A 14,945-nucleotide genomic window follows, 5' to 3' on the forward strand; every position below is an offset into this window, starting at 1 on the left:
ATAAATAAAAACTAATTATTAGTCAGCTAAGCATGAGCCTCGATCCGAGGCAAGGCTTGATCTGTAGTGAATCGTTACATCAGCACTACAGATGTCTCAAATCTCGAATTCCGACTGCAAGGCAGCGCGAACACAGTACAAAACCCCTTCCGGTACCCGGCCCGCGAACAGCGCGGCGATCTCGGAAACCGGCGGCAGTTCGCCTTCGCCGTCGAGGAAGGCGTCCTGGACTTCACCCATCAGGTCTTCAGGCAGATCCAGCGCCTGCTCCAGCGACAATTGCTGCTTGCCGATCGCTTCGGCCAGCATGGTGTAGACGTTCTTTTCCGAGCACTGCAACTGACCGGCGATCTGCACCGGTGTCATACCGGCCCGCGCCAGCGTGATCAGTTCGTGACGTACGTCGGCCACCGGCTTCGGTGCCTCGACCTGGCCGCCGAGTACTTCGAGGAAGGCCTCGCCGTAACGCTCCAGCTTGCGCGCGCCGACGCCACTGACCGTGGCCATTTCCGCCAGCGAGGTCGGCTGGCTGCGCAGCATCTCCAGCAAGGTCGAGTCGGGGAAGATGACGTACGGCGGCACGCCATGTTCTTCGGCGAGCTTGCGTCGCAGGGCGCGCAGGGCTTCCCACTGTTCGCGCTCCTCGCCCCGAACCAGTTGGCTCGCCTGGCTCTTGCTGCTTTTTGCCACGGTTTGCGCCTTGAGATCGCGGCGCAACGCCAGGGTCACCTCGCCCTTGAGCAATGGCCGGCAACTGTCGCTCAGGCGCAAGCCACCGTAGCCTTCGAGGTCGATGTCGGCCAGACCACGGGCCACCAGTTGGCGGAACAACGAGCGCCACTCGCCCTCCGCCATCGCCTTGCCAACACCAAACACCGAAAGATGCTGATGCCCGAAATTACGGACCTTTTCGTTGTCCTTGCCCAGCAATACATCCACCAGGTGGCCGACGCCGTAGCGCTGACCGGTGCGGTAGATCGCCGAAAGCGCCTGCCGCGCGGGTTCGGTGGCATCCCAGGTCTGCACGCCATCGACGCAGTTGTCGCAATGACCGCAAGGCTGGGGCATGTCCTCGTCGAAGTAGGCCAGCAACGTTTGCCGACGGCAGCGGGTTTCTTCACACAGGGAAAGCATGGCGTCGAGCTTGTGCTGCTCCAGGCGTTTGTGGCGCTCGTCGCCTTCGGAGTTTTGCAGCATCTGCTTGAGCATCACCACGTCTTGCAGGCCGTAGGCCATCCAGGCGTCTGCCGGCAGGCCGTCACGGCCGCCACGACCGGTTTCCTGGTAGTAGGCCTCCAGGGATTTCGGCAAATCGAGATGCGCGACAAAACGCACGTTGGGCTTGTCGATGCCCATGCCGAACGCCACGGTGGCAACCATGATCAGGCCTTCTTCGTTGAGGAAGCGCTTCTGATGGTAAGCCCGCAAATCGTTGGGCAGACCGGCGTGGTACGGCAGCGCCGGGAAGCCCTGCTCACTGAGGAACGCGGCGACTTCCTCGACTTTCTTGCGCGACAGGCAATACACGATGCCGGCATCGCTGCGGCGTTCGGCGAGGAACGCCAGCAACTGCTTGCGCGGCTGCTCCTTGGGCACGATGCGATAAAAGATGTTCGGTCGGTCGAAGCTCGACAGGAAGCGCTCGGCGTCTTGCAGGTGCAGCCGGGTGACGATTTCTTCCCGGGTACGCTTGTCGGCCGTGGCGGTCAGGGCGATGCGCGGCACGTCGGGGAACATTTCCGCCAACTGGCCCAGTTGCAGGTATTCCGGACGGAAATCGTGACCCCATTGCGACACGCAGTGGGCTTCGTCGATGGCGAACAGGGAAATGTTCAGTCCCTGCAGAAATGACAGCATGCGCGGCTGGACCAGACGCTCCGGCGCCAGATAGAGCATTTTCACTTCACCGCGGCGAATGCGGGCGGCAAGGTCGCGCTGCTGCTCGGCGCTGAGGGTGGAGTTCAAGGCGGCGGCGGCCACGCCCAGCTCTTCGAGGGTGGCGACCTGATCGTCCATCAGAGCGATCAGCGGCGAGACCACCACAGCCAGGCCTTCGCGCAGCAGCGCCGGGACCTGGAAACACAATGACTTGCCGCCACCGGTAGGCATCAGGACCAGGGCATCGCCACCGCTGGCCACGCGCTCAATGATTTCACCCTGGCGGCCACGGAAACTGTCGTAGCCGAAGATGTCCTTGAGGACGCGTTGAGCCTGTTCGAGCATAAAAACTCCAAAAATCACCGAAACATCCCTGCAAGGCTGGTTCAGAACCCGCGATGCTGCACCGACAAATCGTAAGTGCGCATTGCATGACGCTTCACATTTCAGCCGTGAAGCCAGCAGGGCATCACAAAACGCGCGAGTATACCCGAGCCCCGTCCGGCAAAGGGCACCGCTGATAAGAGGGAATGGACATGATCCCTGTAGGAGCTGCCGAAGGCTGCGATCTTTTGATCTTGTCTTTAAAAAGAAAAATCCAAAGATCGCAGCCTTCGGCAGCTCCTACAGGGAGAGACCATGGGCAAATATGCCGTGCGGCTGGCCCAAGCGCTCAAGAAGGCCTAGAATTCCCGCATCGAACATTCCCCAAGGTAGTCCTTTAATGTCCTTCGCTGAGCAACTAACCCGCCTGCAAGTCTTCCTCGACGCTGATGAACTGCATGACGAGGCGCTGGACTACGTGGCCGCCCACGGCTACCTCACTGCGCTGTCGATCTGTTCCGAAGTGGTCCCGGACCGTGAATGGATCGACGCACTGTTCGCCGAAGAGCCACATTACAGTGGCGAAGCCCAGCGCGAAGAGATCGAAGCCACGCTGATCGGCCTCAAGGCCCACATCGCCCGTCAACTGGCCTCCGACGAGGAGTTCGAGTTGCCGTGCGACCTGGACCTGGGCGACGACCCGGACGATTCCGAACTGCGCGGCTGGTGCATCGGTTTCATGGAAGGCGTGTTCCTGCGCGAAGAAGCCTGGTTTGAAACCGCCGAAGACGAAGTCAGCGAAATGCTGCTGCCGATCATGGTCGGTTCGGGCCTGTTCGACGAGCAACCGGAGTTCTCCGACATTGCCGCCGACGCCAACCTGATGGACGACATGATCGTGCAGATCCCGGAAGCCCTGACTGCGCTGTACCTGCTGTGCAACGCGCCAGACGAAAAACCGGCGATTCTCAAACCCCGCCACCACTAAGGTTCTGCCTATGGACAGTCCCATAGGCAACCGCCCCCTGATGTTGCGCTACGTGCTGCTGGCCATCGGCTGGCTGAGCGTAGCGTTGGGGGTCATCGGGATTTTCCTGCCGGTATTGCCCACCACCCCCTTCCTGCTGCTGGCGGCCGCCTGCTTTGCCCGCAGTTCGCCGCGCTTCTATCAATGGCTGGTCAAGCACCCGCGGCTTGGTCCGTGGATTCGCGATTACCTCGACGGCAACGGCATTCCGCTCAAGGGCAAGGTCTACGCCATCGGCCTGATGTGGGCGAGCATCCTGTTCTCCTGCTACCTGGTGCCGCTGCCTTGGGCACGGGGGTTCATGCTGACCAGTGCGGTGCTGGTGACGATCTATATCCTCAGGCAAAAAACCCTGCGCAAATCCTGAAGTCTTGTGGCGAGGGAGCTTGCTCCCGCTGGGTTGCGAAGCGACCCCCAAACCATTCGATCCAGGTTCCCCTGGTACACCGCGCTCACCTGTTCTGCGACTGCTGCGCAGCCGAGCGGGAGCAAGCTCCCTCGCCACAGGTGCTGTAGGCAACCCGACGACCTGCCCTCCCCCTGCACAATCTCCACCTAAACTCCACGAACCTACACTCGAGCAGCCAGACATGGCCCGCAGTCTGCGTAGTCCAGGATGGCCAGCGCTCCGACTTCGGCTCGGCGGCGGGTTGCTGCTGGCCGCTTTGCTACTGACCGTTTTCAACGGCGTGCGGGCCGACTGGGATTTTGCGCAGATCCTGCAAACCGTGGAAAAGCGCTACGGCCCGCTGGGACCGGCACGGAACCGGATCGAGGCGTGGAGTCAGATGCTGCAAAGTGCACGCGGCGCGCCCGAACGTGAGCAGCTCAACGCGGTGAACCGCTTCTTCAATCAGCAGTTGAATTTCCAGGACGACACGCGCATCTGGCAACAGACCGATTACTGGGCCACGCCCGTCGAAGCCCTGATCAAGGGTGCTGCCGATTGCGAGGACTACGCGCTGGCGAAGTATTTCAGCCTGCGCCGACTCGGGTTTCCCAGCGAAAAACTGCGCATCACCTACGTCAAGGCCCTGAGCCAGAACCAGGCGCACATGGTGCTGACGTTCTACAGCACCCCCACGGCCGATCCACTGGTGCTGGACAACCTGATCGGCGATATCCGCCCCGCCTCCCAACGCAAAGACTTGCTGCCGGTGTACGCCTTCAACGCCGAAGGCCTGTACCTGCCGGGCAAGAACGGCGGCCAACGCAGCAGCGACTCGAAGAAGCTGTCGCGCTGGCAGGACGTGCTGAAAAAGATGCAGAGCGAAGGGTTCGACATCGGCGACGGCTAACCGCCATGGCAAGGAGCGAGACATGACACTGCGTAAACAGTTGTTCCTGGCCATCTGCCTGTTCCTGCTGGTGGCATTCAGCGGCAGTTTTTTTTCCAGCCTCGAAAGCTCCCGCGAGCAAACGCTCAGTCAGCTGCGTGCCCACGCTCAGGACGCGGCCACCGCGCTGGGGCTGTCGCTGACGGCACAGGTCGATGACCCGGCAATGATGGAGCTGATGGTCAGTTCGATTTTCGACAGCGGCTATTTCAGCAGCATCCGTGTCATCCGGCTCAAGGATCAGCAAACCCTGGTGGAGCGCAGCACTCCGACAGAAGTCGACGGTGTGCCTGACTGGTTCGTCAACCTGGTCAACCTGCGCCCGGAAGGTGGCGACGCCTTGGTCATGCGCGGCTGGGAACAGCTGGCACGGGTCGAAGTGCTGAGCAATCCGCAATTCGCCCTGGCCAAGCTCTGGGACAGCACCCTCGGCAGCCTGATCTGGCTGCTGTTGTGCGGGCTGTTCAGTGCGGTGATTGGAGGATGGATGTTGCGCAGGCAGTTCCGCCCACTCGACAGCATGGTCCGACAGGCCGAAGCCATCAGTAAACGCGAGTTTCTCAGCCTGCCCAACCTGCCACGCACACCGGAACTGAAACGGGTGGTGCTGGCCATGAACCAGATGGTCGAAAAGCTCAAGGCGCTGTTCGTCGAAGAAGCTGAGCGCAGCGAAAAGCTGCGGGCCGAATCCTATCTGGACAGCCTTACCGGCCTGGCCAACCGGCGCCTGCTCGACGAACAACTGGCCGACCACTTGAGAGTCTGCGAACAGAGCCGCGATGGCCATCTGCTGATGTTGCGGATCAACGACCTGAACGGGCTCAACCAGCGACTGGGCGGCCAACGAACGGACGCACTGATCAGCGCCGCCGGCGAACTGCTCAGACGCCTGACTCAATTGCCGGAACGTCGCACCTGGCTGGCGGCGCGCAATCGCGGTGGCGAATTCAGCCTGCTGACCCCGGGTCTGGACGCCGAAAGCGCCGCGCGCCTGGCCGCCGATGTCAGCATCAGCCTGGAAAACCTGCGCCTGACCGGCGCCAGCGATTGCATGCCCGTCGCCCATCTGGGCGTTGTCGCCTATCGCCCCGGAGAGCCGATCGGCAACGTACTCCTGCGCCTTGATCAGGCATTGACCGAATCCCGGCAGCGTCCCGAGCGACCCTGGGTGTATCTGGGCCACCATGACACCGCGCCGAATCACACCCAGCACGACTGGCGCACCTGGATCGACGATGCCTTGACCGAAGGCAAGATGCAGTTGTACTTCCAGCCCGTCGTGCAATGCGCCGACACCCGCCAGGTGCTGCATCACAAAGTGCTCGCACGCCTGCTCGACCCACAGGGCGAAGCGATTGCCGCCGGGCATTTCCTGCCATGGATCGAGCGTCTCGGCTGGTCGGCACGCTTCGACCTGGCCATGCTCGAAGCCACGCTGGACGACCTGGTGGTCAACCGCAGGCCCTTGGCACTGAGCCTGTACGCAAGCACCCTGCGCGATCCGGTGCAATGGCGAACAATCCTCGACCTGCTCGACTCCCTTCCGGAGCTGGCACCGCTGTTGACTCTGGAAATCGACGAGCGCCAGTTGCCCTCCCCTGAAGAACTGCAGCGTTTGAGCCACAGCCTGCTGAACACCGGTTATCGCATCGGCCTGCAACACTTCGGCGGGCGCTTCAGCCAGATCGGCAACCTCACCCAGTTGGGTTTGGCGTACCTGAAAATCGATGGAGCCTACATTCGCGGCATTGACGAGCAGCCTGACAAACGGCTGTTCATCGACGCGATCTTTCGCGCGACCCACAGTATTGATTTGCCGCTGATTGCGGAGCAGGTAGAAACCCAAGGGGAGTTGGAGGAGATCAGGGCACTGGGGGTATTTGGCGTCATGGGGCGTTTGATCGGACCGCCGCAGCCGATGTGAAGTATTTGGGGATGCCCCAAGCAACGGAGCCATCCCCAAACGCATCAACCACATGGATTATGGCTCCAGTAAACAACGGAAGCTGGTCTGTGTGGCACCAAAAACCATTTTAACCCTCAATGCAAACTCACCACGCGTTAGTGCAGGGCAGGTAATATCCCAAGTCATACTGCCGTTTGGAAAAGTGAAACCAGGATTGCTCTTGAAGTAATGTCCATTGAGCTGTCCACCGCCTTTTTCCCAGTATAAATACATTGAATCCAGTGATGGGCCGCCCGGCTTAGCAACGACACTCAGCGTTCCCGGTGTATCGCCCTTGAACCGCGCTCCGTCAGCAGGAACATCCACTCCATTCAGCTTGATCGTGGCGTAGTCCAGAAGGTTTGAGGAGAACCTGAAGCAGTCCGATACTGTAAGCGGCGTCATCCCTTGACCCGAAATGATGAGATCAAAAGCTACCTCTCGGGCTTCCGTTACTGCGGTCAGAGACCACTGCTGATTCGTGGTTGGCGTCATCACGAGGGGGATGCTGGTCACCGGATCGGCCCCAGGCTGTTTGGCTTGCACCTTCAACATCAGTGGAAAGCCTGCGATGGGGCTACCGGGTTTAGCCCGAAAATTGAGGGTTCTGCCTATGCCCGGCCAAAACTTTTTCGCGTCTGCAGGTATTGGTGTAGTGGTACTCCCCAATGTAGCGTACCCTTCATCGGACAAGTTGGGCGACAGTACCCAACACGGAAACTCAAGAAACTGCTCAATCTCCCGGCTCAAAAACACTAACTTGACACGCCCACTTAAATTCTCCGGTGTCAGTGTCCAACTTGCTTCATCGCCCTCTTCTTTCGGCACCCATTCACCGAATTCAGGCGAGGCTCCGATGACCAGTCCTTGGTCACTCACCAATCCCAGATTGATTTGAGTTCCCTTCAGCCAGGGCGCCTTGACTGTCAATTCATTTGACTGCCCGCGACGAAGTCCGATACCTGGCGAGTTCCACGGCACTTGCTCACCATTTATGAAAAAACTTGCCTGATCCCAGGAATCAACCTTAGGTTCTGAAAAACCCGCTGCTGCCGTCATGATGCCACCTTTTAAAATTAATACATTCAAAAGAAGAAGCACCACTCTAAAAAGACATACTCACAAGCGCCACTGTCAAAAATACCAGTTACATCAGAATAAAACGCAATAAGAAAACCTCTTCTCACGCCAGTAACGCCACTCCCTCCAAAAACAACAACTACCTCAAGCTATCCCGGACACATCAATTAAAGCGACGCCTGTAACTTTCGATGAAATTCGCGATTCCAACGACCAATGTAACCAACGCATCTCCGACCATTGATCGGAAACCACCTCACACCTGTTATTTATGACAGTAGGCAAGCTTTCGGACCAGGTTTTAAATCACTCGGGCACATTCACTTTTCATGCCCGGAGTCATCATCATGACTGCTAAACCACCGAACACTTCAACACTTACGTCAGACACACAGAGTGAAACAACAGCGGCAGTAACCTTCGATGCAGTCCTGGACGAAAAAGGTGAAACCGTTGGCAGAGACGCCGTAACTTATTCCAAAACCCTGACCTTCAAGGGTACGGCCGGCCCAGACACGAATCTCGAGATTCGCCACAAAATGGATCAACTTACGGTGGTGACCAGCGGAAGTTCAGGACACTGGAGCAAACCGCACACACTGTCGGACTTCAAGCGCTACGCGCTTTTCGCTTCGGAGCTACAACTGCCTTTTGACTACTCCCGTCCAACGTACGATATTGTCCTGGCGAGCGAAACGCCGATCATCGCCAAAGTCATCGGCAAGGATGGCCCGATTGACGATGGCGATCCCTACGACGGCGACTCGCTGGAGTTCTCCGGCTACGCACCTCCCGGTATGGAAGTTGAAGCGCTCAACGGCGACACCCCCACGGGCAAGAAAGCCACTGTCGATGGTGACGGCCTGTTCAAACTCACCTTCGACGGACTCACCGCTGGCACCTACAACATCAAGATCAAGGCAGCCAATGGCAAAGAGTCCAGCGAGTTCAAGTTCCGCGTCGGACTGGATGTAAAACTGGTCCTTACTGAGGTCTCCGATTCCCTGAGGGTGATCCCTGAAAACGACTTCACCTACGATGAAAAGGTTACGGCCCGCGGTTTTGCCAGGCCAGGCAAAGAGGTGCAACTGCTCAATTACGACACCCTTGTCGACGAAGCAACAGGGACCGCCCGAGAGGAGGACGGACTCTGGGAAATCGAACTTGAGGTGTCCGCCCCCAATTCGTACAGCCTTAGAGCCAAGGCGCTTTATGACGAGGGTGAAATTTCCGAGCCGCCCTATCTCTTTTCCGTGGTGGAGGACGTCAAGCTGAGCCTGGATGACGTCGTCGACTCCAAGGGGTCGGTCCGTGAGGGCGACACCACCTACGATAAAAAGGTAACGGTCAGCGGCCATGCCAGGCCCGAGAGACGTGTGCAATTGCGCAATCATGACGTGCCGATCGGCGAAACAATCACACCCACCGATGAGGAGGACGGATACTGGGAAATCGAACTTGATGTGACCCCGGACAGATACAGCCTTACCGTCGAGGCGCTTTATGGCAATGGCGAGATTTCCACCCCGCCCCGCACCTTTATCGTGGCGTTGGAAGCCACGCTGAGCCTGGATGACGTCCTCGAGTCCGAAGACGGCCCCTCGGTCCCTGAAGGTGAGACCACCGACAAGCATCAGTTGATCATCAAGGGACATGCCCAGCCCGGTGAGAGCATTCAGCTACTCAATTTCGGCACCCCGATAAAAGATGCCACCGCAACTGCCGATCCCGTCGATGGCATCTGGAAATTTCCGCTCGATGTGACAGACGGTGACTACAGCCTGACCGCTGAGGCGAACTATGGCGACGGGGAAATCACCGCCCCGCCCCGCACCTTCAAGGTGGAATCCATCATCAAGCCGTACAACACCCGTGTATTCGATTCGGATGGCCTGATCGATGACAACGGTACAACCCCATACAACTATGTCGTTGTCAGGGGGGATGCGGCACCGCTAGCGGCGATAAAGCTAAAGATCAATGGAGTCACCGACGAGACACCGGAACCGACCAACCAAAGGGGCAAATGGGCCAGATTTCTTAATAATCGGATCTACGGAACCACGTATAAGGTCAGCGCGGTGGCAGACTATGGTGACAATGCCGAGTCTGATTCATGGACGTTTACTCCCGTGGCACCGCACATCAATCCAGTCATCGACAGCGTTCATGACTCCCATGGTGAGCCCGTCCTCGATGATGGGTATACAGCAGACAAAAACCTGACCTTTCGTGGTCAGGCCACTGCTGGACAGCGAGTCGAACTGTGGGATGGTGACGAGTACATCGATTTTTCAACCGCTGATTCAAAAGGAGACTGGAGCGTCAGTGTCGGTTTGTCCTATAAAAGCTATTGCATTACCGCCAAGGTCAAGGACGATGTTTCACACCCGCCCCGGAAGCTCACTGTGGTCGAGAGCCTCACGTTGACCATAGTTAACGTCACCAACCGCGCAGGAAACTCCATTCCGAATTTCGGAAGTGTGCGCCCCGATGATGTGTTTACTTTCAACGGCTACGGTGCCCCGCCAAACCAGATAGTCACTCTGTATCATGGTGGAGACAATTGGGCAGGTAGAAGAGAGGCTGATGCGCAAGGGCGGTTTCACGTAAACACTGGCTCACACTCCCCCAGAACTGAGTTCTACAGATTCCAGCTAAAGAGTCTGGATGGCCAGAGTTCGCAAGTCTGGTCCATTCGTATACAGTAAGAATGCCATGAACTCGTAAAACCTGGTTTAACTGACAAACGAAAAAAACCGCTTAACGCGGTTTTTTTCATTCCTTCATACCAAGCCATCAAAACCCGTAGCTCACCCCCAGCGTCACCGACCATGGCTGTTCGTAATTGTCTCCTTTGCCGTAGTCGAGGTCCGCACTCACCCGTACATTCGACGCCAGGGAAACGGCCACTCCACCACCCACCTCAAAACCACTGCCCGACAAATCACTGTTGAGTTCGTTGCCGTTGACATGCACGTTGTCATTGTTGGCAAACTCATGAACCATCGCGACACGCCCGTATGGCTGCACGACGGTGCCGCCACCCATTTTGAAGTCACGACCGGCAGCGACACCCAGTTTGGCGCGCAACGAACGCGTCCGGTCGCCGTCGGCGTCCATGCCGTTGTCGAGGTCATAGCTCGCACCTTCGATGACGGCGGCCGACAACTGGGCGGAAGGTTTGACCAGCCAATCATCCGCCAACCGAATGTTGCGGCCGACTTCCACCAGGGCGCTGACCGCCGAGTTGCTGTAGTCGCCTTTGGCGCGGGTTCCGTCGCTCAAGCGGACTTTCGAGTCGTTGCGGAAATGGTTGAATTTCAGCGCGCCTTCGACGTAGTAGCCGGTGTCCGGAGCCTGCCAGCCAACGTATGGACCGGCGTAAAAGCTATCGACCGTTGCGCTGCTTCCGCCTTTTAGATCAATGTCCGACTGGCTGTAACCGGCCAGCACCCCGACGCTCCACGGACCATCGCCCAGACGTGTATCGGCGCCCAGGGAAACGCCCTGTTGCCGCTGTTGATAGGCCACGCCCGCGCCCTCGCCAACGTTGTACTTGTTGCCGTAAGGTCGTACCCAAACGCCATGCAACTTGCCGTCCGATTGCAAGTCACCCATGCGGTTTTCCAGGGATTTCAGCTCGCCATAGGAAATGGTCGTCGCGGTGCGGAACAGCGCCATCGCTGTCTGGGCACCGGAGCTGACCGTTTTGGTGGCGGGGTCGAGGAACCACTCGGTACCGCCGCTGCCATCGGTGGCACTCGCCAGATCGTAGGACCAGGTGCCCAGATCCACCCGCCCGCCGACCAACGAAAACTGCGCAGTGCCATTGGCGGTGCGCACCAGCGCCAATGGTTGCGTGGCCACCGCATCCGTGCCCGAAGCCGCGACCTCCAGGCCGAATTGACCATTGGCTGCGCCGGTCACATTGAGAAAATCACCGGCACCGGTAGAGAAATCGCCCTTCATGGCAAAGGTGCCGGTGCCATCGAGGGTTCCAACGTTCAGTTGACGAAATGCCCCCCCGGCATCACCGAAATCCACCCGGCCGCCATCCATACCCAGGCTGCCGATGGTGTCATTGCCGGTCATGGTCCAGTTCGACTGGCTGAGAGTGACAGCCGTGACGTTATCCAGGCGACCGGTGAACTGCGAGCCGTTTTGCAGGGTGACATTGGCGGTAGAACCGTCTTCGACCACCACGTCGCCAATCATCTGGCCTCGATCAAACGTCAGGTTGGCGGTGCTGGCGTCAGTGACTTGCACGTTGCCTTGCAACGCACTGCCGGCGACTCTCATGGCGGCCGTCGATGCACCCAGCACTTCCAGCAGGGTGCCGTTACTGCCCGCCAACGTGGAACCGTTCAACACTTCGATACTGGCGTCGACACCGTCGTCCACTTGAATCGCCGGCCCATTGCGGCCCACAACGCTTGATCCGTCCAGCACCAGCGACGCAGTGCTCACGAGTGGATCCGTTTCAATTCGCACACCTGCGGCTTCACCGCTGATTTGCGTATTGCCGGATGCGTTGACGGAGCCTCCCGCCACGACCAGGCCAAAGCTGCCTGCGCCCGTTCCGGTGACTTCGGAGTTGATCAGCGCGAGGGTACTGAAACCTGTCACCATGGCACCGGCAAAGCCACCACTGAATACGCTGTTGGCCGCGGTCACGGTCGAGCCTGATGTTCCTCGTGACGTGCGATTGACCAGCAACGCAATGGCGTCGCTGCTGACCGTCGTCCGATCAATGGTTGCGCGGCTGGTGTTGATGGTTATCCCCGTCTGACCCGGATTGCCGGTGACGGTCGCGCCATTGATGTTCAGGGTAGAACCGGTCTGGACAGTGATATTTCGGGTGGTCGCATCGGTCATGTTCAGCGTGCTGTTGTTTCTCACCGAATAGCTGTCAGGTGCAGCCGTTGAATCGATATCCAGGGTAGATCCATTGTCGACGGTCACGGCAGCGAACGCTGTCGAACTCATCAAAAAAAATGCCGGCACTAATGCCAGCATCCCGTTGGAAGCTGAAATAAAAGGTGGGCGTATCGTTACGTTGTCAGTTGTCATGCTCATGTCCTGTTGATCAATCCGTCCTCACCGAATAAAACCAACTGGAGGACTATGAAGGCGGCGCAAGATAGCGTCACTTCCTATAAAAAAATGTAGGATTAATCTCCAATCGAATTTGAAGAGTCCTCATTACCCACACTGATTTTCAACACAGCGGATAACGTAATGAAAAACGAGAGGCGCCTAAGCGCCTCTCGTTTTTTCGATCATGGAGTGGGAGTGATACGGCAGAAATCTCCCCCCGGGCGCTCCATGGCCACCCGGAACCACCGAGCATCGGACGTTGTTTCATGCCCCTCCTGAACGGCATGGCAAAAGATCTCACACCAACCGTTCTTGATTTTTTCGAAGACGTGATAAGTGAAAAATACGCTAAAACCTGCAGCGGCCTGTTCCGCGTTCGGCGTTTTTGTCACGACATCCTCAGCTTCTGGCAACTTCAGACCCGGCACATTCTTGCCAGTATCATCCTGTGTATTTTCGTACCCGATAACTTGAAAGATAACTTGGGTGTCTTTTAGATCTGCCTTTGGCGGAAATTTGACTTCAACGGCCATCGTGCCCAGATCCGCGTTGTATTTTAAAGATCCGCAATACAACTCCGGGCCATCATCAAACTCAATAAGCTCGACAAAATCAGGCTGTGGCAGAGGAGCCTCGTTAACATAAACCTCGACGTCTCGCACATTCGACCACGCCACTGTGGAGTTTTGATCATGACTGACAACGTATTCGACACGCGTTTGCTTATTGTTTCGGCTGTTCTTGATATAAGCAGCGGGGATTCTAAATTCCAGAATCGTATCGTCGGTTTCAGTGCCATCCAGTTCAATAACGCCACCATCGGCTTCTTCGACTTCAACTCCGCTATACATAAGCTGTATAACATCGCCTTTCTTGTGCCCTTTATAGATATTCACGAATGCGTCCGCGCCCCGATCGGCATCCAGCTTGCTCAGGTAGTTTGGCCGTAACACATCTACGCCCTGAACCGTTATCAGCGGCAACTTCGGATCAGGCGAACCCGGTGTACCAGGATTATCGGGGTCGGGCTGTTCGCCCGGTTTTCTCAGGTCGATCGTCAGTTTCCGACTATGGGGTACAGTCGGATAAAGCTTGTTGCCGCGCCTTATTTGCCATTCAAAATCAACATCCTTCGGACCATCGTTATCATTGTAAAGGTACCGATAAGTCAATGTATGGGGAAACGGAACAACACTCACATCAGGTTCCAATGGCGGTGTTTGGTGATCAACCACCAACCGCCATTTATCATTTTGCTTGAAATTCATATAGTCGAGAATGGCCCGCACCGGCTGGCGTGCATCCTCGAACAAAATGATGTTGTCATCATCATGCAGCGGAACGGTATCAGACTCTCCATCCGGTGCTGGAAAAAGAGAAACATCAACTTCCAGAGGCGGTGAAGCAAGGCTTTTGTTTCCTTTACGATCTGTAACGTAAACAAATAATACTATTTTACCTTCATCAATCCCGATCAAGGATTTGGTCAGTTTTTTTGTGTTCAACGGCTCCGAAAGGTTCAGGCGCTCGATGCGCTCGATGAGCGTCGCCTGATCGTCCGGCTTCCCGGCTTCCTTGACCATGAACTCAACGACGTCTCCGATTTTTGCAATCGAGTAGGTTGGCAAGTATCCCAACAGCACGTGGTCGACGTTTTCCTCGTCAAAGTACTCGGCCGTAATGCCCTCGTTTTTGATCCTGTCAGGAACAACGACCAAGGTGGCAGGAGCAGGGGGAGTAGTGTCCACCCGGATGTCCAGCAGCGGTATCGAATCGTCCCAGTTTCCTCGATAGAAAGCACGATACCCCACTGTGTGCGCACCCTCGGTGTTCGTCTTGCCTGCCGGCACCGTCAATGTTTGTTCGAACCACGCGTCATCTAACGGCGTAATCCCGCTCAGTGTGTTCCCTATCAGGTCGCCATTAAACAGTGCTTGTACGGTGACTAATGAGCCGTCCGGATAGAATGATACTGGAAACCGTGGGAACCTCAGCTTCATCTCAAGACCTTGATCCCTGGAATGAAGTTGATTACCCGGGTCATCGGCCGTTGCTGGTAGCAATACGATCGTTTCCAGTTCGGGCGTTCCCAAATCCTCCAGAGGCCCATTACGCGTTTTTTTCCTGTAACTGAGCAGTCTATTTTCTTTGGTGGACAGCTTTTCAGGGACGGTCATTTCAAAGCTCCTTTCAGTGTTGGGCCTTTAGCCCACGTAGCGACTCAACGCCCAATCCAGAGTGATCGGCGCCTGTT

9 protein-coding genes are annotated in these 14,945 nt (G+C 57.2%); 5 read left to right on the top strand and 4 right to left on the bottom strand.

Translation table 11 applies throughout. The features are described 5' to 3' along the window. Positions 1-96: 96 nt before the first annotated feature. Positions 97-2,223, bottom strand: coding sequence for a DNA helicase RecQ (recQ, locus tag AC3WJW_RS01565; protein ID WP_493724888.1), 2,127 nt, complete (start codon positions 2,221-2,223; stop codon positions 97-99). A gap of 379 nt (positions 2,224-2,602) precedes the next feature. Here recQ and AC3WJW_RS01570 point away from each other — a divergent pair, with 379 nt between their 5' ends. From AC3WJW_RS01570 to lapD, 4 genes are all read left to right on the top strand, one after another. Then, positions 2,603-3,190: a UPF0149 family protein gene (locus AC3WJW_RS01570; RefSeq protein WP_007975277.1), complete on the top strand. Its 588-nt coding sequence runs from the start codon at positions 2,603-2,605 to the stop codon at positions 3,188-3,190. Positions 3,191-3,200: 10 nt separating this feature from the next. Next, positions 3,201-3,596, top strand: coding sequence for a YbaN family protein (locus AC3WJW_RS01575; RefSeq protein ID WP_493724889.1), 396 nt, complete (start codon positions 3,201-3,203; stop codon positions 3,594-3,596). Between the two features lie 223 nt (positions 3,597-3,819). Then, positions 3,820-4,527 carry a cysteine protease LapG gene (gene lapG, locus AC3WJW_RS01580; RefSeq protein ID WP_493724890.1) on the top strand — a complete coding sequence of 236 codons (708 nt, stop codon included), beginning with the start codon at positions 3,820-3,822 and terminating at the stop codon, positions 4,525-4,527. Between the two features lie 22 nt (positions 4,528-4,549). Further along, positions 4,550-6,490, top strand: a complete 1,941-nt coding sequence (gene lapD / locus AC3WJW_RS01585; protein ID WP_493724891.1) for a cyclic di-GMP receptor LapD — start codon at positions 4,550-4,552, stop codon at positions 6,488-6,490. A 57-nt stretch (positions 6,491-6,547) separates the two neighbouring features. Here the strand turns inward: lapD and AC3WJW_RS01590 are convergent, their stop codons facing one another. After that, positions 6,548-7,600, bottom strand: coding sequence for a hypothetical protein (locus AC3WJW_RS01590; RefSeq protein WP_493724892.1), 1,053 nt, complete (start codon positions 7,598-7,600; stop codon positions 6,548-6,550). A gap of 338 nt (positions 7,601-7,938) precedes the next feature. Here AC3WJW_RS01590 and AC3WJW_RS01595 point away from each other — a divergent pair, with 338 nt between their 5' ends. After that, positions 7,939-10,302 (top strand): carboxypeptidase-like regulatory domain-containing protein, encoded by a 2,364-nt coding sequence (locus AC3WJW_RS01595; RefSeq protein ID WP_493724893.1) that lies wholly within the window; start codon positions 7,939-7,941, stop codon positions 10,300-10,302. Positions 10,303-10,390: 88 nt separating this feature from the next. On the opposite strand, the gene AC3WJW_RS01600 is transcribed toward AC3WJW_RS01595, so the two are convergent. Both AC3WJW_RS01600 and AC3WJW_RS01605 read right to left on the bottom strand, forming a co-directional pair. Then, complete coding sequence (locus tag AC3WJW_RS01600) at positions 10,391-12,580, bottom strand: autotransporter outer membrane beta-barrel domain-containing protein (protein WP_493724894.1); 2,190 nt, start codon at positions 12,578-12,580, stop codon at positions 10,391-10,393. Positions 12,581-12,873: 293 nt separating this feature from the next. Beyond that, positions 12,874-14,868 (bottom strand): hypothetical protein, encoded by a 1,995-nt coding sequence (locus AC3WJW_RS01605; protein WP_493724895.1) that lies wholly within the window; start codon positions 14,866-14,868, stop codon positions 12,874-12,876. Positions 14,869-14,945: the final 77 nt, after the last annotated feature.

It is taken from the genome of Pseudomonas sp. GW821-FHT07G06 (assembly GCF_058986625.1).

Excerpts from the sequence above, each read along its gene's own strand:
- recQ (WP_493724888.1), bottom strand. The coding sequence starts at position 2,223 with ATGCTCGAACAGGCTCAACGCGTCCTCAAGGACATCTTCGGCTACGAC.
- AC3WJW_RS01570 (WP_007975277.1), top strand. The coding sequence starts at position 2,603 with ATGTCCTTCGCTGAGCAACTAACCCGCCTGCAAGTCTTCCTCGACGCT.
- AC3WJW_RS01575 (WP_493724889.1), top strand. The coding sequence starts at position 3,201 with ATGGACAGTCCCATAGGCAACCGCCCCCTGATGTTGCGCTACGTGCTG.
- lapG (WP_493724890.1), top strand. The coding sequence starts at position 3,820 with ATGGCCCGCAGTCTGCGTAGTCCAGGATGGCCAGCGCTCCGACTTCGG.
- lapD (WP_493724891.1), top strand. The coding sequence starts at position 4,550 with ATGACACTGCGTAAACAGTTGTTCCTGGCCATCTGCCTGTTCCTGCTG.
- AC3WJW_RS01595 (WP_493724893.1), top strand. The coding sequence starts at position 7,939 with ATGACTGCTAAACCACCGAACACTTCAACACTTACGTCAGACACACAG.
- AC3WJW_RS01600 (WP_493724894.1), bottom strand. The coding sequence starts at position 12,580 with ATGAGTTCGACAGCGTTCGCTGCCGTGACCGTCGACAATGGATCTACC.
- AC3WJW_RS01605 (WP_493724895.1), bottom strand. The coding sequence starts at position 14,868 with ATGACCGTCCCTGAAAAGCTGTCCACCAAAGAAAATAGACTGCTCAGT.